This is a genomic window from Maribacter taeanensis, from assembly GCF_047345145.1.
Lineage (GTDB): Bacteria > Bacteroidota > Bacteroidia > Flavobacteriales > Flavobacteriaceae > Maribacter_C.
This window is the reverse complement of the sequence record NZ_JBLFER010000004.1, coordinates 1-16,256: the sequence shown is the minus strand read 5'-3', so window position 1 is coordinate 16,256 and position 16,256 is coordinate 1. Positions and strand designations below refer to the sequence as shown.

Here is a 16,256-nt window from a genome sequence, read left to right as displayed (position 1 = left end):
CACAGGCCGAAATATTTCGACCTTAAAATTATCAGTTATGGAAAAAGCTAAAAGTCTAACGCTGGCATTCCTGTTTATGAGCCTTGCCAGTTACGCTCAGGTCGGTGGAATCGAAGATTCCGTAAACGATGTATCTGATACCATTCGCGCCATCTTTCCCATTATCCTTGGGGTCATCTTTCTTATAGGTTTCCTATTTAATGCGGGCCACTTTTTCGGAGAGAACGCGGACCTCAAAAAGGGTATTACAAGGGTACTGGTATTCGTGCTTATAGCCGGTGCCGTAGTCGGCATCTTTACTTATTTAATCTCAATAGTGGTGTAATGAGAAGCTACGAGGTTTACCGGAACATCCGCAAAGGGGCATTGATATGGGGTCTGCCCATATCGCTCTTTGCCCTTTTGATGGTGTCCGTCGTGGCCTCCCTGTTAGTTATCATTTTCTCGTTCAGTTTGATAATGGTGCTCTCGCTTTTTATTTGGAACGCTGGCCTCTTTATAGGCCTGAATAAAATGAGCAGCAGTACTCAACTTTTCAATATCAGAAAAGTATTCCCTAAAAGTATCAGTAATAAAAAAGACAATATCCTGAACCATGTCGAAGATTAATATCTCTAAATATCATCCCATAGCGGACATCAAGGACCACTTGTTATTCTGTAACAACGGGAATGTGGTGGCCTGCTATAAGGTAGAGCTACCTGAGATTTATTCCCTTTCGGAAAAAGATTTCGAGGACATGCATAGCAATTGGTTCCAGGCAATGAAATCCTTACCCGTCGGAACCGTAGTGCATAAACAGGACGTTTATTTCAAAAAATCCTTCACTTCGGAAAACCTACCCAATAACACCTTTCTATCGAAGGCCACATATGACTACTTTAAGGGAAGAGAGCATATGGAACACCAAGGGTATCTCTTCTTTACACTTACCAAGAACAAACAACTCAACAACTCAAAATATGTCAACCCCTTTCGCAAAGCGGATGCAAAGATTCCCGAAGTGCTACAGGAAAATCTGCAGCGTTTCAAAACCGCTGTCAACGACTCGGTTTCATTTATCAATAATGGACGAAAGGTGTCGCTGATACCGATGAGGAGCCAAGAAATCATATCAATGAGTTCGGATTATTTCAACGGCTATAACGAAGGTTTTGATACAGCTATTGAACTAGGAAGAAAAGATATCCAAATAGGGGAGAATCATTTCGATGTACTTGCCGTGAACAGTGAAAGCTGTTTTGGGGAGAAAGTACAGACCAGTAAGATAAACGAACGCTTTACCTCGGATGATTTCAGTTTTCATCAAGGTTTTATAGATGGACTTGGGCTTTCCCTAAACGAAAACCATGTGGTCAACCAAATCATATATCTCGATGACAAACAGAAATGGCGCAAGCTATTGGACAAGAAAATCGAAGAACTGAACAAGAGTTCCAATTTCGGGTCTCAGAACAAGGTCATCCTCAAGAAAATTCAGCACATCCAAGAGCAGATCAATACCGATGATAGTTCTCGAATCATAAGGGGTCACCTAAACGTCATCTACTGGCACAAAGAGGAAAAACAACTCGAAAAAATTGCTTCACAAATTAAGACGGAGTTTAAGGAACTGGATATCGTGCCTTATTATCCAAGTAGCGAAGAGCGCAAGAACTATTTTCTGAATAGTTATTGCTGTTTCGCTTCCAACTTTTCAAATGAAGACCTCTACGTGACCGATTTGAAGCATGCATTGTGTTTGCTCATCAATAACACGAATTATCAATCCGATAAAACAGGAATCATATTCAACGATAGGGAACATAATATTCCCGTTTTGAAAGATGTATGGGACGAAAAAAAGAAACGGATAAAGGCAAGGAACTTTGCAATTTTTGCGCCAACGGGTGAGGGGAAATCCTTTCTGGCAAACAATATCCTGCGCCAATATTTTGAAATGGATGTCCGTCTGGTCATCATCGATTTAGGGGGTTCGTATACCAAGTTCGCACAGTTATACCCTGAGCAGTATACTGTTCTGCGTTATGAGAGCGGAAAGAACTTAGGTATCAACCCCTTTTATATCTCGGATGTAAACGATATCAGTCCAGAGCGTTTAGAAGACCTATCCGTCTTTCTGTTTGAACTACTTGCGTCGGATTTAAAAGTGACCAAGGCACAATCGGTATCGCTTAAGAAAATCCTTCAACATTACTACAAAACTGTTTCCGAGGCTCATTCCTTGGAGAGCTTTTATGGCTTTATCCGAAACAATCGTGAGCAAATTCTGGAAACCCTTGGTATCGACAAGGCGTATTTCAACATTACCAATTTCTTGCACATCCTCTCGGAATATGTGGAAGGTGGATTGTATAGCTTCCTCTTCGAGATGAGCGAGGACCAATCCTATAAGATAGAAGACAAGCGATTGATCGTCTTCGAACTGGACGAGGTCAAGGACAATAAGGAAATCCTGTCCGTAATGTTAAAGCTCATCAAAACTGCAATCCAACGCACCATTTGGCGCAACAAGGAAGAAAAAGGAATCATCCTTTTCGATGAGTTCGCCAAGCAACTGAAATTTCCGAACGTATTGGAAAGTGTTGAATTCTACTATCAGGCCATCCGAAAGCAGGAAGGGGCCATCGGAATCATTTTGCAATCCATCAACCAACTCCCGGACAATTCCACATCCGCAAGTATACTGGAAAATACGCAGGTAATTTATAGTCTGAACAATGAAAAGGGGTATGACGAATTGATTAAACGGCTCAACCTATCCAGTCATGACCTGAACCAACTCAAATCAATAAAGAACGACCTTACGGGTGAACGCAAATACACCGAAATGTTCATCAAAATCGGAAAGGAGAGCAACATCTTCCGATTGGAAGTACCGCCCGAAGTATTCGCGGCCTACCTAACAGATGGCTCCGACAACGAGGCCATAATGGCACTTTATAACGAAGAAGACAATATGGAAATAGCTATCAAGCGGTTCTTGGAACGCAAGGCCGCATAGCATAAATAATGAATGTTGAATCAGATGACGAAATCAAAAGTTTCGGCATCACAAAAACCAGAAATCATGAAAATAGGAATCAAAAAAACTAGCATAATGCTAGCCCTTACAATGGCCTTTTTCTTATCTCCCCGCATTGCGGGGGCTCAGGGAATACCTGTTTACGACAATGTGAACTTCATCTCATTTGTCAAACAACTGTTGGAAGCTGGAAAACAGACCGCCAATATCATCAAGACGGTCAAATTCCTTAAAAAACAGAAAGAAAATATCGAAAAGGTAAGTGCAGCCATTGAAAAACTAAAGGCAGTGCAAGAACTCATTCGCAATAACAAACGCCTTTATGATACGGTGCAGGGAGATTTAAGGGATATACTTAATTCACCGCATATAAGGGCTGATGAAGTGGAACGGATATCCACATCGTTCAACGCCATCTTGGATCAAGCTACGGAGGACTTGGAATTCATTAACGAAATCCTGTCCAGTGACCATTTGAAGTTGACGGATGGGGAACGCATGCGGGCCATCCGTGCACATCAACAGGAGTCCAAGGAAATGGTGACCGAAATCGAGCGTAAGACTGAGCGGTATCGTGATATCATTGCCTTTCGTGAAATGCAGGACAAGATCAATAATAGAAAAACTAACTATTAAAGATGGAACTCATGATTTCCTTGAGCATAGGACTTGAATATGTAGACGCTGTCTTTGAGACGATCAAGGGCACCGACTTCTCTACCTATACCATTAGGGGTATCAAGGTCTTGGCCGTGCTGTTCTTTTTGGTCAACATCCTCAAAAAATACAATGAAGGAGTTGCCGATAAGGAAGGATATTCATGGGGACTATCCCCAAGGGATCTCGCCAAGAATTTTGTAATCGTCCTATTGGTCATATTCTCGACACAGATCCTGGGCTTTTTCGATGGTATTTTGGTGGCCATTGAAGGACAGTATCGTGATACAGCTCCGGCCTTGATTCCTTTGCAATTACAGGAAATTCCGATTGAAGAAGATGTTGGTGCTTTCGATGCGGCCAAGAAAGCTTGGGCCTTATTGTACGAAGCTTTGGTCACTCCCGTATTCGGCATCAAGATGTTCAGTTTTTTCATTGGACTCATCCTATGGATGATAGACCTGTTCATCTATCCCTTGTTCTTGGCGGAGCGGTATTTCCTGCTTGGGATTATGCAGGCCTTTTTTCCTTTGGTCATCAGTTTGGCGGTTTTTGAGAAATTCAGAACTATGGCCTATACCTTTTTCAAATTGTATGCCGCGGTCTATATGCTCGTCCCTGCTTTTTTTCTGGTCAACATTTTTGTGAACCAGTTGTATTCGGAAATCAACGCCAATTTCTGGACGAACCTTTGGGGAGGGCCAACAGATAATACCACCATAAAGATTTTAGTGGAAGCCGCGACCATTGGGTTTATCGTCTTCCTGAAATTCAAACTTTACAAGAGGGCGACTTCCTTTACGCTAAGACTCTTCACATAATAAACTTAAATGATAGAAGTATGAAACTACCGTATAAGAACATTTATGATGTACTCAAATTGAACCGCTATGTGACGATAGTTGTTACCGTTACAGCGCTTTTATCCAGTGTATTTTCAGGGGTAATGGTATTCAATATGTACCAAAAAGCGATGGGTAGTGCCTTCGCCGTGAATACGGATGGTTCTGTAATTCCCTTAAAGTTGGTTTCCCAAAAGGAAAATCTTCAGGTCGAGGCATTGTCGCATTTGCAACTGTTCCATGAATACTTCTACGGTATTGATGACAGTAATTATGAGAGTAACCTTGAAAAGGCACTTTGGCTGGGAAACAGCACGGTCGACAATGTTTATCGGCAGAAAAAGGCAGATGGGGTCTACAACCGGATATTGCAATATTCCCTGGTCCAAAAAGTATTGAGTGTCGAATCACAAGTGGATTTAAGGGCCGAACCCTATCGCTTTAAAACCATAACCGTTTTTGAAATCAACAGAGGGTCCGTCATTGACCGCTATGAAATGGTCTCAACAGGCGGACTCATAACGGTTGACCGAAACTATCCCAAGAATACACATGGATTACTCATTACCGATTATTTCGAGAATTCCTTGAAGAAGGTAAAAGAGCAGGAGTGAATTGAACTAAAAAAGTAAGCTATGAAAATGGACAAAAAGAAAATAGTATTTGCAGCGGTAATCGGAGTGGTCATCTTATTCATCATCGGTTATTCGGTTTTTGTTTTGGGTGCGGATGATGAAAATGCCAACGAACTCCAACAGACTTTGGTGCCCGAACTAGAAGATGGGGAGGATATGTACTCCTCCAAAAAGGTAGCAGTGGATGCCATAAAAGATGAAAGGGAACGGATTGCCCCCAGTATTTATGACGAACGTTTCTTAGATGAATCGGGAATATACGATGAAGACCTTTTGGACAAAAAGAAACAGCGTATCGTGGATAGTATTTACCGAATCGGTCGTATAGATTACTCTCAAGATTCTACAGCTTCTGGAACCAGAAAACCATTACGTAAAAAGCGGAGAAAGAAAAACGAGGTAATCGATACAAAAGACACTATTTCGCCATTGAAGGCGATGGGTCTGGAGCATCAATTGTTCTTTGCGGTCAGTCCCCAAGTCTTGGCAGATGGCACTGGCGAATCTTTGGAAGTGGAAATCGATGGGGAGCAGACCATAAGGGTAAATGACCGGCTACAATTGCGGGTAACTCAGAACACGACCCTTCAAGGTTTGGAAATCAAAAAAAATACACTGCTCTACGGAATTGTCAAGTTCCGGCCCAATCGGGTCATTTTAAATGTTGAGAATATCGAGGGAATTCCGTTGAAGCTCAAAGCTTATGATAATGCTGATGGATTGGAAGGCATCTACATTCGAAATAGTTTCCGTGGCGATGTTTTCAAAGAGGTCTTGGGCGATGCGATTTCTGAATTCAATATTCCTGGAGTTCCTGATGTTTCAGGGGCTGTCAATACTGGGGTAAGTGGAGTGAAAAAAGTATTCCAACGCAATAACCGTAACGTCAAGGTTACGGTCAACAATAATTACAAACTCATTTTAAAACCGAAGCTATGAGACATAAATTCTTGATTTTTCTTTTGGCGACTTTGGGTGATTTTTTATTTGCCCAAGAGCCCCGACAATTGGATACCATTTATGCCAATGAAAAAATGAACCTGGCTCTATTCTTTCCGACGAACATCCGTCAGGGAATCGTCGGAGCAACTAACTATGTCTTCAGTTACAATCGGGAGCGCGCTCAACCCTTGGGACTGTTGAAAGCTACCAAAGGAAAACAGAGCAATCTTCTAGTAGTTACCACAGATGGTAAGGTATATTCATACATCATCAAGTATGCCGATTCATTAAAGGAGCTGAACCGTTTTGTTTCCTTTTCAGAAAGTATCGGGCACGAACATCAAAGGGAGTCTCTTGTAATTCGTGATACCGTACAACTGGATTCCAATATGGTCGTACACAAACAATACCCAAAAGCGTTTTTGGAAAAATCATCAAAAGCAATGCTCGAACAACCGGAACGAAAGAATATTTTCAAGCGAAAAGAAGGTGTTTCATTGGCCATCAAGAATATGGTCTATTTCGAGGATTTGGTCTTTATTCAGTTCGAGATCAAGAACGAATCGGGTATTGATTTTGACATTGACTATCTGAAAGTAGCGATGGTCATAGGTAACGAGAAACGCAGAGCTTCATATCAATCCGTACCGCTTAAGCCTCAATATGTTTATAAAATGCCTGAAAAAACTAGGCATGCAGAGACTTCAAGGTTTGTTTATGTACTACCGAAATTTACTTTGGGCGATAATGAGAAACTGGAATTAAGGCTAAAGGAATTTAAAGGGAATCGGGAATTGATACTAAGAAGGAGGTTATAAATAGGTCTTTCGTAAAATTTCTATGAACAGTTTTTACATTTTACGCAGATTACACTCTCCCTAAAAATCCTTCAAGCGATGTTCAAACGTTTCTGCTAAGTCTTCTAGTTTTTTTATTCCTCCCACACAACACTTAAAACAGTATTATATTTAGGTGTAACAACGGCAAACTCATAGAAATTATAGTCTTCGTCTTTTTCCCAATCATTTACCAAAAACCAAGTGGATTTCCATATTTGTTGTTTGGATTGTTCTTTTGGATAAATTCTATTCTTCTCAAAAAACTCCATCGCAACCGAATCATCCGGTACTGTTAGTTTAGTTCGATCTACTATAAAATGTGGAAATTCTTCGGGTCTTTTCCAATAAGAGACCTTTCCATTATAAGAATGGAATAAACAAATAGGGTGGTCTCCTAATTCAAGATATTTAAAGGCAACAGAAGTCAAACTGGTTTTAAAGTAATGAGATAAATCCCTTAACAATTGTGGAGAAAATTTCTTTCCTTTTTGTTTCTGTATAAATAGTAGACTAGGCATTAGTAATTCGGATGCAAACTGGTTCGCCTCGCTCTCAACTTTACTATGCTGAGCTTGCTTTTCTTTATTGTCAAACCATGAGGTCGTTGCTTCATTGTCATTGTGGACATCAATTCCTTTATGCATAACAAGATGTCCGATTTCATGTGCTAAAGTGAAACTCTTTTTTCCTTCAAATTCAATGCAGCTATTTATCTCAATTAGGGTGTTTTTTTGACCAAAAATTATGCGTCCATCTGAATTCAATAATGGTTTATATATCACTGTTGCTCCCAAACCATTTGCAAATAAGTTCAATGGATAATGCAATAAATTATCAAAGCCAGTATCGAGCAATAAGTCTCTGGCACACGCAGCCCCTTTGGTATATTTAATTAGTTTCGTCATCCAACTCATCCATTAAATCAACCAGGTTTTTTCCTTTGATTATTTCCTTTATTTCATCTTCACTCAACTTCTCAAGGTTTCTAAATTGAACTGAAAGTTCTTTTTCTTCAATTAGTTTTTTAAGCGTTGCAATTGGTTTATCAATATTTTTTTCTATTGCATTTTGAAACTTTCCAATAATCAATTCCATAAGGTTTTCAGATTTTTCTTTAGCTTCAATAGCTTTATAATTGAATTTCAATCTCTTTGAAAACTGAGATATCTTTTTATCCAATATATCAATATCACAACCATCCTCCTTCAAAGAATCTTTGATAATACCAATATCAACGTTCAAATAAAACTCAATGATACTATTGTCAATTTTATTTTTTAAGTTGCTCATGACCTTTCCTCATTAATTTTTTTTCGCCTTCTTTTCAGCCTTTTCAAGGCGTTATAAACAGAAGCAATTTCGACTCCAATTAAGTCTGAAATTTCCGCTGGGTTATCAATACCGTCACACCAACATTCAAAAATCCATATCTCTGTTTCCGAAGCTCCTGAATCTTCCAAGAGTTTCAGAAAGGTTTTCTTTTGCGTTTCGATGTCTATGTTAGCACCAAGATCTTCCATAGTTCCATTTTCAGTAGGAAAATCAGGAATATCAATTAAGTACGATTCGTCTACGCCATCCTCCTTTTTATCTGGATTTCTTCTTTTTAACTTCTTAAGGTGGGCCCATATTTCATTCTGTAATGCCTTAAACATGAAGTATTCAAAACTAATCTTTTTGTGAGGCCAATTTTTGATTCCCGTCAAGGCCTTTTCAAAAACGGAGAAAACGAAATCTTCAGGTTCTAAACCATTGTAAACAGAGTTTTTTCTTCCTAATCTATTTACGGTATAGCTTGTCATCCTGTATATCAAGTTTTCGATATCACAGGAAGCTATAGCCTTGTTTATTTCCGAATTTGAATTCGACATAAAGTACTTTCTATTTGGTATATGCTCGCTTAAAGAAGATTTTTTCCATGTTGGTGGCAAAAAAACGAAAGTTATGGGCATATACCTATGAATACAAGTTTATTTATAAAAAAAATATTAAAAATGGCAAAGAATAAACCTACAGGTGATAATGCTAGAAAAGGAGCAGTGAAAAATCGCTCCCAGGTTCTAAACCCAAAGACAAACCTATTCGTAAAACGAGATTCCGACACCGGAAGATTTATGGATGTAAAAACTTCTGGGGGGAAGTTCAAAGGTGTTAGAAAAGAAAAATAATATGGAAAAAGAAAGACTTGAGTATACGGTCAACAGGCTAGACCATTACTTCGATAGTGTAAATAACAAGACCGCCGTGTACATAGCCATCAATACCTTTTTAACTGGTGGTGTCATTACCTTAATAACACAGGTAAAGGAAGTTTTGACTCAGCATTTTTGGTTACAGTTCGTTATTGGCTCGATTCTGGTTCTCGGAATATTAAGCTTAATTCTTTTAGCATGGGCCAGTATTCCATATTTCTCCCCAAACACTAAGTTCGATTCGCTGTACTACTTCGCATCGATAAGTGATAAGAAGTTCCATGCGTTTTCTGAAAATTCCGAAGAACAAAACAAAAAGGGAGATTTAAAAGACCTTCGAAGCCAGGTACATCTGATGTCGATCGGTCTTACCAAAAAATTTCGAAAACTGACTTGGGTTGGTGTTTTACTGATTGCGCAATTCGTTCTTCTAGCCCCATTAACCTATTTATTAATTTCAAAATTATTGTAAAAATGGATGTATTTGACTCTTATAAAAATGTAATTCAGAAAGCGGTAGAAAATGACCCTTTACGAAAGCATAGATCTTACTATGGCCTCGGCCAACCCTATGTAGAAACTAATCAAGATTATTTAGTAAAGTTGCGAAACGAACTCCCAGGCATGGAACTCAATGAGAGCATGAAGACTTTTTCAAAAGGAATGGGCGGGGTATCGACTCTAACTTATCCAAGTCTTGGTAACCACCCGGATTTTTCTTATTTGAGGGGAACGGGCGATTCTGAAGACCATTGGATAATTTCAGGCTTCATAGATGTCAGAAAGAGCACACAACTTTTCAACCAATTTACTAAAGGTACAGTCCGGCTTATTACGGAGAGTATTGTACGTGCCTCAATATTTGCTGTAAATCTATGTGGGGGTTACGTTCACAGAATTCACGGTGATGGCTTGATGGTTTATTTTGGACGAAAGAATATGGATAAAAAGCAGGCGGTCAAAGATGCTCTAAAATCCTTTTCAATGATCTCTTATTTTGTCAAGAACGATTTGAAGGATTATTTTGAGTCCAATGGGATAAAGGATATTCATACTCGGGGAGGGCTGGATTTGGGTCATTCAAATCAGGTCTCATGGTTCTACTCTGGTATTGGTGATTCCGGAGAAGTTACTACCTGTAGTCTTCATACCAGTTTGGCCCCAAAAATGCAAGGCAACGCAAAAATTAATGGTATAGTTGTGGGCCATCATATATATACGCAAATAGGTAAGGATAAGTATTTTGATAAGCGTAGTAATCCAATCCATGATTATGGTGACGGTCGAGTATATAACCAATATCATTTTGATTGGGAAAGATATTTGGTTGATATCGGATTGGCTGTTCAAAAAGATAATGGTGTTCTCGTTTTAACCATTAATGCTTTACCCACACCCGGGCGGAATAGTGATAATTTGCACAACATTGCCTCTAAAAGCAAACCTTTTTTCAATAATGGGGAATTATAGTCTGGACACTGAAATAAAACATTTCTTGTCCAAATACTTTGCCTTTGAAAGGGTTGAGTATCCTAATCCGAATTATTTAGTTCTCGAAGGCAAAATGGACATTGTGGATGATGACAATGCTTATTGGGGTAGTTTTGAGGTGCAGATTATTCTTAACAAGAACGAGTATCCTCATACTGTCCCAGTTGTAATTGAAAAAAGTAATGTCATCGATAGAACCGATGACTTGCACATATCAAAAGAAGGCGCCTGCTGTTTGGACATCCCGCATGTTTTGGATAAAATGAAAAGGAGAGGGATAAGGTTTACGAGTTTCTATCAGGATGTCATTTACCCCTTTTTCGCCAACTATCATTATCATTGTGATAAGAAGAAATATGCCAAAGGTGAATATAAGCATGGATTCTCTGGCGTTATTCAGTTCTATGAGGAAGAACACCAATTGACAAATATTGAGTACATAGTTTCTCTTTTGAAGGTGACAATTGGTTTTCCAAAGCCAGAGAGAAACTCACAGTGCCCAATTTGTGGAAAACCCAAATTCAAAAGGTGCTGTGGAAAAAAGGTATTAGAGTTAATTCCCTATGGTCAAGAGCGCCTGAAAAAGGATTTAGATTTATTTACTTATTTGCTTTCCGAAAAAAAAGAAGCGTAATTGTTATTCTTGGAGAATCCCCTTCGCCTCCCGATGAATCTTCTCAAAATTCTCCTGTAGTTTTTCTTTTAAATTCCGTCCTGGCAAAGGCAACTTCCTAACAATCTTGGGTGTTTTGAATTGCACTTTCTTATCTTTTCCATCTGTCAGCACCACGAAAGCCCCTTGTTGCAAGCCATAGAACACATCGGCACGGGTCTTTGCCACTTCCCGTTCCCCTTTAGTCACACGAGTGTCAAAGTTGAGGTTATAGCCTTTGTTAACGCTTTTGGTTTCCTTCTTTACGATTTCAAAAAAGCGTTCGTAATATTTGGCGGTATCGGGGTCATTGGCCTTCCCAAAAAACTGATAGGACAGGTTGGCCAAGATTGCCTTACTGGCCATCGGCCCGTATATCATATCGTTTTGAATCTTGTCCTGCAGTACATAGACCGTGGCGATATCATAGCTGCGTAAGGTAGCAGGAATACGGTGCATATTCAATAATCGCAAGGTCGCAGCTTCTTCCATTAACAAAAAAGAAGCGTTTTGATTTCGGACACTCATTTGCTTGGTCATGGTATGAATGATGGTCGCAATAACAGGGGAAAGGGATGTTTCGATTTTTGGGTTATTGACCACCGAAACAACCGCCAAATTATCTTTGTGATTGATGTTCAAATCAACTTCATCTGCAGAGAGCGCCATAAAAATCCGTTGGGTACTGATTTTTTTAAAGGCATTGGCCAAGGTACTTTTGACACCAGCTGTTTGCCGTTCAGAATCCACTCCGCTAATAAAGGCATCGGCCATTGCTTTCGAGGTAACATTGTCGGATAGGAACTCAATAAGTTGTGCCGTATTTAGATGTTGATATAGGGCAATTAAATGGGGCAGGGTACAGCATTTTTCAAAATCGGTTTTCAAACGCCATATCATTCCCCCGACTAGGCCCTCTACCACATCGTTAAAGAACCGGGTGGTAGCGTTCATGTTGTTGTCCTTCTGTTCCAAAAGGTTTTCTACCAGTACCCGTGAAAGCTCGTTGACACTTTCCTCGTCGGGCAGGTATCTTGGGGCAATGGGATTGACCCTTGAATGAATGGTGTCGAAGGAAATGATAAAGAAGGGAATATCGCATTGACTGAATAGGGGGTAGGCCATTTCGGTAATCTCAAAGTCTTTGTAATCGTAGATGACCCCACTAAAGTTCCACTGGCTAAAATGATTCAAAAGGGGATAGACTACACTTTCCGTTTTGCCACTTCCCGCAGCTCCGATAATGGCAATTCCCCTACGGATGTTTTCCAAAAGCAGTTTCCCTTTTGAGACTTGAAGCTTGACGCGATACCTGCCTTGGGTATTCGATTCGCCCTCCTTGGGAAAGAATACATAAAAGAGGATGTTGATAAACAACAGGGGCAAACCAATTATTAGCAGAACCGAAAGGAACTGCTTTTGATCTGCGGCATTTGACCAAGCCCAAAACAATCCAAGCCCGATCCAAAGTATATTGATAAAGAATCCTTCCTTGATAAAACGCACCAAAAGTAAGCAAAGGCCGCTTCCAAAGAGAAGGGTCAACACAACACGACTAAAATTTAATTCTTCCATGGCTTTGATTTAAATTCCGATTGATCCTGATTCGATGGCCCGTTGCATTCCCCGTCTTAATCTGTGAAACACTTTTAAGGCCAATTGCACTTTGTTCGTTGGAATGGAAGGAATACGCATTCCAGATTTCGAGAGCAGTTTCAGGGCAAGGGCTTTTTCGTTGGTGGGTAGGTTCCCCAAGAGCATCCGAAACATCGCGGGATTTTTAACCAAGGTTTTCTTGGCGGTATAGGTCTCTACAAAGTTGCGGTCGTAACCAAAGACTTTATCAAAAGTCTGTTCGGCCTTCTCGAAGAATTGATCTCGGTGGAAACCCCGTTGCACCTTTTTACCATGCATTTCAACTTCGGATGCCTTGTATTTCGATCCAGGGGAAAGGCTAAAGGTATTGGTCACATCCTTGCGGCTAACGATAATATGGATGTGGGATTGGTTGCCCTCTTTTTTCATTCCGGCTACGATCATCTGGCCATTGATCTGATGGGGTGCTGCTTGTCTTAAAGCTGTGATTTCCTGTTCCAATTTTTTAATAGTTCCCTCTAATTCCCCACGCGCTACCTTTCGGATATCGTTCTCCAGTTTGGCAATTTGTTTTCGATAGGGGGCATTTTCCAGCACTTCATTTTCGAAGCCACGATAGGTGCGTTCGTGTTCTATTTTGGCGAAGTATTTTATCTGATCTACGGTTACGGGTTTTTCTCGGTAAAAGGATTTGGCGTACTCCTTCATTAACTCCCTCGTATAGGTTTTCAGCGCCTCTGGATTGTTCGCTATTTTTTTGAGTTCGCGTTGGCTTGGACTGACTACGATCGAATAAAATTTGGGTTCGGTTTTTTTGAGTTTTGCGGTATTGGCATCGATTTCAGAAATGACTTTATCGGGGGAAATTCGGTCTTCGGTTTGGCTGAAAAAATGTTCCTGATTTTCCTGTTCCAAACCCTCGTTTTCCTTTTCGAGATAGGCCACATAATCCGCTGCGCTGTTCGAATAACTTTGACCTAGTTTCTGTGGTGTGATTGCTATATACATATCATGAATTTTTTAAGCCCCTTTTGAAACGTGCAAGTTCTTCTCGAGTGATTTCCAATTTTAAAAAGTCTTTTCCGAAACGGTTGCTGACCAGTTCGACCCGTTCCAAAACATATCGTAATCTGTCTTTGGTCTCGGATAGTTTTTCCTGTGTTCGGTCATAGTCGATTCTTGAAACGGTATTTTTTTCGGCTGTCGAATTTTGTTTGGATTTAGCAACCTTTTTTGGTTCCAACAATTTGGGGGCATACTTTTTAATCTCCTCTTTAAAGAGTGATTTTAGCATAGCCTCGATATTCATAATCGGAACGTTCTGTGACTTCTCGACGGACTTGATGATCGCAATAACGGCATCGATTCGTTTGCGGTTTTTCTTTTGTCCTGCGATTACATCTTTGCCAAAACGTTGGTGTGGCGAGTAGTTGTGCCATTCAAAAAAGTCCATCATAGCGGTCAAGGTCTCGGCATGAGAACGGGCTACCTTTTTAGAGAAAGCACGAAAGCGTACAACGACCTTTGCCTGTAAGTTCAAGGCCAGATAGTCATACTTGTATTTGTTTTTTACCTTCATTTTGCAACAAACTTTTTCAATGTTTTAGGGGTCTTCCGAATGTTTTGCAACAAACTTTTGACCTATTCCTAGACTGTATCAGAGCCTAAAACACCGATAATCAATTCATTTTCAAGGCATTGAAAAAGATATCGAACTTCATAACATCGCTTTAGCGTGTTATCCTCTTGCTATTCCTTTTTCCCCGCAGGGGAAAAAATAAATACCTTTACTTCAAGGTAAAGGCTCTCGTTTCTAAAGTTGAAAAAGGCATCCATTTTAAGAAGGTTAAAGCTATTTTTTTATGGATTCAATATGAATTATTGAGAAGTGTTGCATTTTCTAAAATAGAAAAGGGCAACTTTTTGAAAGTCGCCCCATGCATTCAAAATCTTCTTGCTTTAAATAGTGAACATGAATTTGTAATTATAAAGGTTCTTAATAGCTTCCTCTTCCAAAATTTCTTGATAGTCCAAATGATTTTCTTGGGCATATATTTTCATTTCAGAACCGAATTTTATTTCAACTTCTTTCTTGGATTGCTCCATCAATTTTTCCTGTGTATCTCCGTCCAGATTATTGAAATTTAGACGAAACGGTATATCTATATTAATATCCATACGATTTGAATTTTAAAGTATTCCCTCATCGGCAAAACTGTAATAGTCGCCATTGGGTACAATTAGAATGTGATCGAGTACTTTGATGTCTAAAAGCTGTGCAGCGTTCTTGATTTTTTTCGTAATCTGTCTATCCGCTTCGCTTGCTTTTAGTGTTCCACTTGGGTGGTTGTGTGTCAAGATAATCGCTACGGAAAGGGTTTTTAGGACAACCGCAAATAGGATTCTCAAATCTACAAGCGTTCCTGTTATTCCCCCTTGTGAAATTTGATAGATTCCTTTGACCTTATTGTTATTATTCAATAAAACTATTTTGAACGATTCATGTAAGCTAATAGTACTTTTATCCCAATGCTCAAAAAGAAGTTCCGCAGCATCTTTCGAGGAATTTATCTTGCGCCAAAATGGTGCGGTTATGCGTTCTTTGTAACTGACTTTAATTTCATTAACTTGTGATTTCATTGCTTTTGATTTAAACGTTATTAGTAATGAAAAAGAGGGCAGTACTTTTCCGAGAATGCCCTCTTTGTTTTTCTACAATCCACTGTTTAAGCTGCTTTGTTTTCAGACTTAGAACCCAATAACAATACTTCACTAACAATCACTTCCGTGATGTATCGCTTTTCGCCTTCTTTGGTTTCATAACTGCGAGAAGTTAATTTTCCTTCGATGGCAATTTGCTTGCCTTTGACGGCATACTTTTCTACAATCTCGGCAGTCTTGCCCCAAGCCACCATATTATGCCAGTCTGTACTTAGAACTTTCTCGCCTTTGGCGTTTTTGTAGTTCTCATTGGTGGCCAATGAAAAACGGATTACTTTTTTACCGCTTTCCAAAACGGTCATTTCGGGATTGTTCCCCACGTTGCCAATCAATTGGACTTTGTTTCTAAGATTACTCATAATTGAAAATATTTAGAATGAATTAATAGACCTGCCCGAACTTTTCGAACAGCATTTAATAGCGATTTACTTATTACACCTAGAGCGTTTTCCTTTTTGTTATTTTTTAACTTTTGTTCCGATTCATTTTTGAGGATTTGATATGATTTCATGATTTCCGGTTTTGATTTACTTCCCACAGAGTATCCTATGATAAATCCAAATTTTGAAGCATAAGTTTTATCTATTCTTCCAAGATTTTTTGTGCAAACCTTTTGAATCGATTTACTTATTATATCCTGAGCGTTTTCCTTTTTTTGATTTTT

General features: G+C 39.5%; 22 protein-coding genes. 11 read left to right on the top strand and 11 right to left on the bottom strand.

Going from position 1 to position 16,256, the window contains the following annotated elements:
* Positions 1 to 37 precede the first annotated feature (37 nt).
* Positions 38 to 325 carry a hypothetical protein gene (locus ACKWCD_RS13520; RefSeq protein ID WP_138658712.1) on the top strand — a complete coding sequence of 96 codons (288 nt, stop codon included), beginning with the start codon at positions 38 to 40 and terminating at the stop codon, positions 323 to 325.
* A 104-nt stretch (positions 326 to 429) separates the two neighbouring features.
* Here the strand turns inward: ACKWCD_RS13520 and ACKWCD_RS13515 are convergent, their stop codons facing one another.
* On the bottom strand, positions 430 to 597 hold the full coding sequence (locus tag ACKWCD_RS13515; protein ID WP_413984495.1) for a hypothetical protein: 168 nt from the start codon (positions 595 to 597) through the stop codon (positions 430 to 432).
* Between ACKWCD_RS13515 and ACKWCD_RS13510 the strand changes: the two genes are divergently transcribed.
* The 6 genes from ACKWCD_RS13510 (at position 596) to ACKWCD_RS13485 (ending at position 6,919) form a co-directional block, all read left to right on the top strand.
* Positions 596 to 3,004 (top strand): TraG family conjugative transposon ATPase, encoded by a 2,409-nt coding sequence (locus ACKWCD_RS13510; RefSeq protein WP_413984494.1) that lies wholly within the window; start codon positions 596 to 598, stop codon positions 3,002 to 3,004. The genes ACKWCD_RS13515 and ACKWCD_RS13510 overlap by 2 nt on opposite strands.
* A 66-nt stretch (positions 3,005 to 3,070) precedes the next feature.
* Entirely contained in the window at positions 3,071 to 3,661 is a 591-nt protein-coding gene (locus ACKWCD_RS13505; protein ID WP_462037581.1) for a conjugal transfer protein, read from the top strand.
* Positions 3,662 to 3,663: 2 nt separating this feature from the next.
* Positions 3,664 to 4,503, top strand: coding sequence for a hypothetical protein (locus ACKWCD_RS13500; RefSeq protein WP_413984492.1), 840 nt, complete (start codon positions 3,664 to 3,666; stop codon positions 4,501 to 4,503).
* 20 nt (positions 4,504 to 4,523) lie between these two features.
* Positions 4,524 to 5,138 (top strand): conjugal transfer protein TraK, encoded by a 615-nt coding sequence (locus ACKWCD_RS13495; RefSeq protein ID WP_413984491.1) that lies wholly within the window; start codon positions 4,524 to 4,526, stop codon positions 5,136 to 5,138.
* Between the two features lie 21 nt (positions 5,139 to 5,159).
* Positions 5,160 to 6,098 carry a conjugative transposon protein TraM gene (gene traM, locus ACKWCD_RS13490; protein WP_413984490.1) on the top strand — a complete coding sequence of 313 codons (939 nt, stop codon included), beginning with the start codon at positions 5,160 to 5,162 and terminating at the stop codon, positions 6,096 to 6,098.
* Positions 6,095 to 6,919 (top strand): DUF4138 domain-containing protein, encoded by an 825-nt coding sequence (locus tag ACKWCD_RS13485; protein ID WP_413984489.1) that lies wholly within the window; start codon positions 6,095 to 6,097, stop codon positions 6,917 to 6,919. Before traM ends, ACKWCD_RS13485 begins: the two co-directional genes overlap by 4 nt.
* Before the next feature lie 113 nt (positions 6,920 to 7,032).
* Here the strand turns inward: ACKWCD_RS13485 and ACKWCD_RS13480 are convergent, their stop codons facing one another.
* Genes ACKWCD_RS13480 through ACKWCD_RS13470 form a run of 3 tightly spaced genes read right to left on the bottom strand, consistent with a single transcriptional unit; the run spans position 7,033 to position 8,811 of the window.
* Positions 7,033 to 7,845: an ImmA/IrrE family metallo-endopeptidase gene (locus ACKWCD_RS13480; RefSeq protein ID WP_413984488.1), complete on the bottom strand. Its 813-nt coding sequence runs from the start codon at positions 7,843 to 7,845 to the stop codon at positions 7,033 to 7,035.
* Positions 7,829 to 8,230, bottom strand: coding sequence for a hypothetical protein (locus tag ACKWCD_RS13475; RefSeq protein WP_413984487.1), 402 nt, complete (start codon positions 8,228 to 8,230; stop codon positions 7,829 to 7,831). Before ACKWCD_RS13475 ends, ACKWCD_RS13480 begins: the two co-directional genes overlap by 17 nt.
* A complete protein-coding gene (locus ACKWCD_RS13470) occupies positions 8,227 to 8,811 on the bottom strand; it encodes a hypothetical protein (protein WP_413984486.1) in 585 nt (194 codons plus the stop codon). Before ACKWCD_RS13470 ends, ACKWCD_RS13475 begins: the two co-directional genes overlap by 4 nt.
* Before the next feature lie 123 nt (positions 8,812 to 8,934).
* On the opposite strand from ACKWCD_RS13470, the gene ACKWCD_RS13465 reads away from it, so the two are divergent.
* Genes ACKWCD_RS13465 through ACKWCD_RS13450 form a run of 4 tightly spaced genes read left to right on the top strand, consistent with a single transcriptional unit; the run spans position 8,935 to position 11,257 of the window.
* Entirely contained in the window at positions 8,935 to 9,108 is a 174-nt protein-coding gene (locus ACKWCD_RS13465) for a hypothetical protein (RefSeq protein WP_172976340.1), read from the top strand.
* A gap of 1 nt (position 9,109) precedes the next feature.
* Positions 9,110 to 9,604, top strand: coding sequence for a Pycsar system effector family protein (locus ACKWCD_RS13460; RefSeq protein WP_413984485.1), 495 nt, complete (start codon positions 9,110 to 9,112; stop codon positions 9,602 to 9,604).
* 2 nt (positions 9,605 to 9,606) lie between these two features.
* Entirely contained in the window at positions 9,607 to 10,602 is a 996-nt protein-coding gene (locus ACKWCD_RS13455) for a hypothetical protein (RefSeq protein WP_413984484.1), read from the top strand.
* Positions 10,589 to 11,257 carry a hypothetical protein gene (locus tag ACKWCD_RS13450; protein WP_413984483.1) on the top strand — a complete coding sequence of 223 codons (669 nt, stop codon included), beginning with the start codon at positions 10,589 to 10,591 and terminating at the stop codon, positions 11,255 to 11,257. The genes ACKWCD_RS13455 and ACKWCD_RS13450 overlap by 14 nt, the downstream gene beginning before the upstream one ends.
* A gap of 3 nt (positions 11,258 to 11,260) precedes the next feature.
* Here ACKWCD_RS13450 and ACKWCD_RS13445 read toward each other — a convergent pair whose 3' ends face one another.
* The 7 genes from ACKWCD_RS13445 to ACKWCD_RS13415 form a co-directional block, all read right to left on the bottom strand.
* Entirely contained in the window at positions 11,261 to 12,850 is a 1,590-nt protein-coding gene (locus ACKWCD_RS13445) for a type IV secretory system conjugative DNA transfer family protein (protein ID WP_413984482.1), read from the bottom strand.
* 9 nt (positions 12,851 to 12,859) lie between these two features.
* Positions 12,860 to 13,879, bottom strand: coding sequence for a MobB family relaxase (mobB, locus tag ACKWCD_RS13440; protein ID WP_413984481.1), 1,020 nt, complete (start codon positions 13,877 to 13,879; stop codon positions 12,860 to 12,862).
* 1 nt (position 13,880) lies between these two features.
* A complete protein-coding gene (locus tag ACKWCD_RS13435) occupies positions 13,881 to 14,450 on the bottom strand; it encodes a BfmA/BtgA family mobilization protein (protein ID WP_413984480.1) in 570 nt (189 codons plus the stop codon).
* A gap of 380 nt (positions 14,451 to 14,830) precedes the next feature.
* The gene (locus ACKWCD_RS13430; protein WP_413984479.1) at positions 14,831 to 15,049 is read right to left on the bottom strand and encodes a hypothetical protein; all 219 of its coding nucleotides are present in this window, start codon (positions 15,047 to 15,049) and stop codon (positions 14,831 to 14,833) included.
* A 12-nt stretch (positions 15,050 to 15,061) separates the two neighbouring features.
* Positions 15,062 to 15,511: a JAB domain-containing protein gene (locus ACKWCD_RS13425; RefSeq protein WP_138659884.1), complete on the bottom strand. Its 450-nt coding sequence runs from the start codon at positions 15,509 to 15,511 to the stop codon at positions 15,062 to 15,064.
* Positions 15,512 to 15,597: 86 nt separating this feature from the next.
* Positions 15,598 to 15,951, bottom strand: a complete 354-nt coding sequence (locus ACKWCD_RS13420) for a single-stranded DNA-binding protein (RefSeq protein ID WP_138659885.1) — start codon at positions 15,949 to 15,951, stop codon at positions 15,598 to 15,600.
* On the bottom strand, positions 15,948 to 16,256 hold a 309-nt coding region (locus tag ACKWCD_RS13415; protein ID WP_413984478.1), incomplete at its 5' end, for a hypothetical protein. The genes ACKWCD_RS13415 and ACKWCD_RS13420, both read right to left, overlap by 4 nt.

Excerpts from the sequence above, each read along its gene's own strand:
- ACKWCD_RS13420 (WP_138659885.1), bottom strand. The coding sequence starts at position 15,951 with ATGAGTAATCTTAGAAACAAAGTCCAATTGATTGGCAACGTGGGGAAC.
- ACKWCD_RS13505 (WP_462037581.1), top strand. The coding sequence starts at position 3,071 with ATGAAAATAGGAATCAAAAAAACTAGCATAATGCTAGCCCTTACAATG.
- traM (WP_413984490.1), top strand. The coding sequence starts at position 5,160 with ATGAAAATGGACAAAAAGAAAATAGTATTTGCAGCGGTAATCGGAGTG.
- ACKWCD_RS13445 (WP_413984482.1), bottom strand. The coding sequence starts at position 12,850 with ATGGAAGAATTAAATTTTAGTCGTGTTGTGTTGACCCTTCTCTTTGGA.
- ACKWCD_RS13475 (WP_413984487.1), bottom strand. The coding sequence starts at position 8,230 with ATGAGCAACTTAAAAAATAAAATTGACAATAGTATCATTGAGTTTTAT.
- ACKWCD_RS13450 (WP_413984483.1), top strand. The coding sequence starts at position 10,589 with ATGGGGAATTATAGTCTGGACACTGAAATAAAACATTTCTTGTCCAAA.
- ACKWCD_RS13515 (WP_413984495.1), bottom strand. The coding sequence starts at position 597 with ATGGTTCAGGATATTGTCTTTTTTATTACTGATACTTTTAGGGAATAC.
- ACKWCD_RS13510 (WP_413984494.1), top strand. The coding sequence starts at position 596 with ATGTCGAAGATTAATATCTCTAAATATCATCCCATAGCGGACATCAAG.
- mobB (WP_413984481.1), bottom strand. The coding sequence starts at position 13,879 with ATGTATATAGCAATCACACCACAGAAACTAGGTCAAAGTTATTCGAAC.
- ACKWCD_RS13495 (WP_413984491.1), top strand. The coding sequence starts at position 4,524 with ATGAAACTACCGTATAAGAACATTTATGATGTACTCAAATTGAACCGC.
- ACKWCD_RS13430 (WP_413984479.1), bottom strand. The coding sequence starts at position 15,049 with ATGGATATTAATATAGATATACCGTTTCGTCTAAATTTCAATAATCTG.
- ACKWCD_RS13455 (WP_413984484.1), top strand. The coding sequence starts at position 9,607 with ATGGATGTATTTGACTCTTATAAAAATGTAATTCAGAAAGCGGTAGAA.
- ACKWCD_RS13435 (WP_413984480.1), bottom strand. The coding sequence starts at position 14,450 with ATGAAGGTAAAAAACAAATACAAGTATGACTATCTGGCCTTGAACTTA.
- ACKWCD_RS13465 (WP_172976340.1), top strand. The coding sequence starts at position 8,935 with ATGGCAAAGAATAAACCTACAGGTGATAATGCTAGAAAAGGAGCAGTG.
- ACKWCD_RS13500 (WP_413984492.1), top strand. The coding sequence starts at position 3,664 with ATGGAACTCATGATTTCCTTGAGCATAGGACTTGAATATGTAGACGCT.
- ACKWCD_RS13425 (WP_138659884.1), bottom strand. The coding sequence starts at position 15,511 with ATGAAATCACAAGTTAATGAAATTAAAGTCAGTTACAAAGAACGCATA.
- ACKWCD_RS13470 (WP_413984486.1), bottom strand. The coding sequence starts at position 8,811 with ATGTCGAATTCAAATTCGGAAATAAACAAGGCTATAGCTTCCTGTGAT.
- ACKWCD_RS13520 (WP_138658712.1), top strand. The coding sequence starts at position 38 with ATGGAAAAAGCTAAAAGTCTAACGCTGGCATTCCTGTTTATGAGCCTT.
- ACKWCD_RS13460 (WP_413984485.1), top strand. The coding sequence starts at position 9,110 with ATGGAAAAAGAAAGACTTGAGTATACGGTCAACAGGCTAGACCATTAC.
- ACKWCD_RS13480 (WP_413984488.1), bottom strand. The coding sequence starts at position 7,845 with ATGACGAAACTAATTAAATATACCAAAGGGGCTGCGTGTGCCAGAGAC.
- ACKWCD_RS13485 (WP_413984489.1), top strand. The coding sequence starts at position 6,095 with ATGAGACATAAATTCTTGATTTTTCTTTTGGCGACTTTGGGTGATTTT.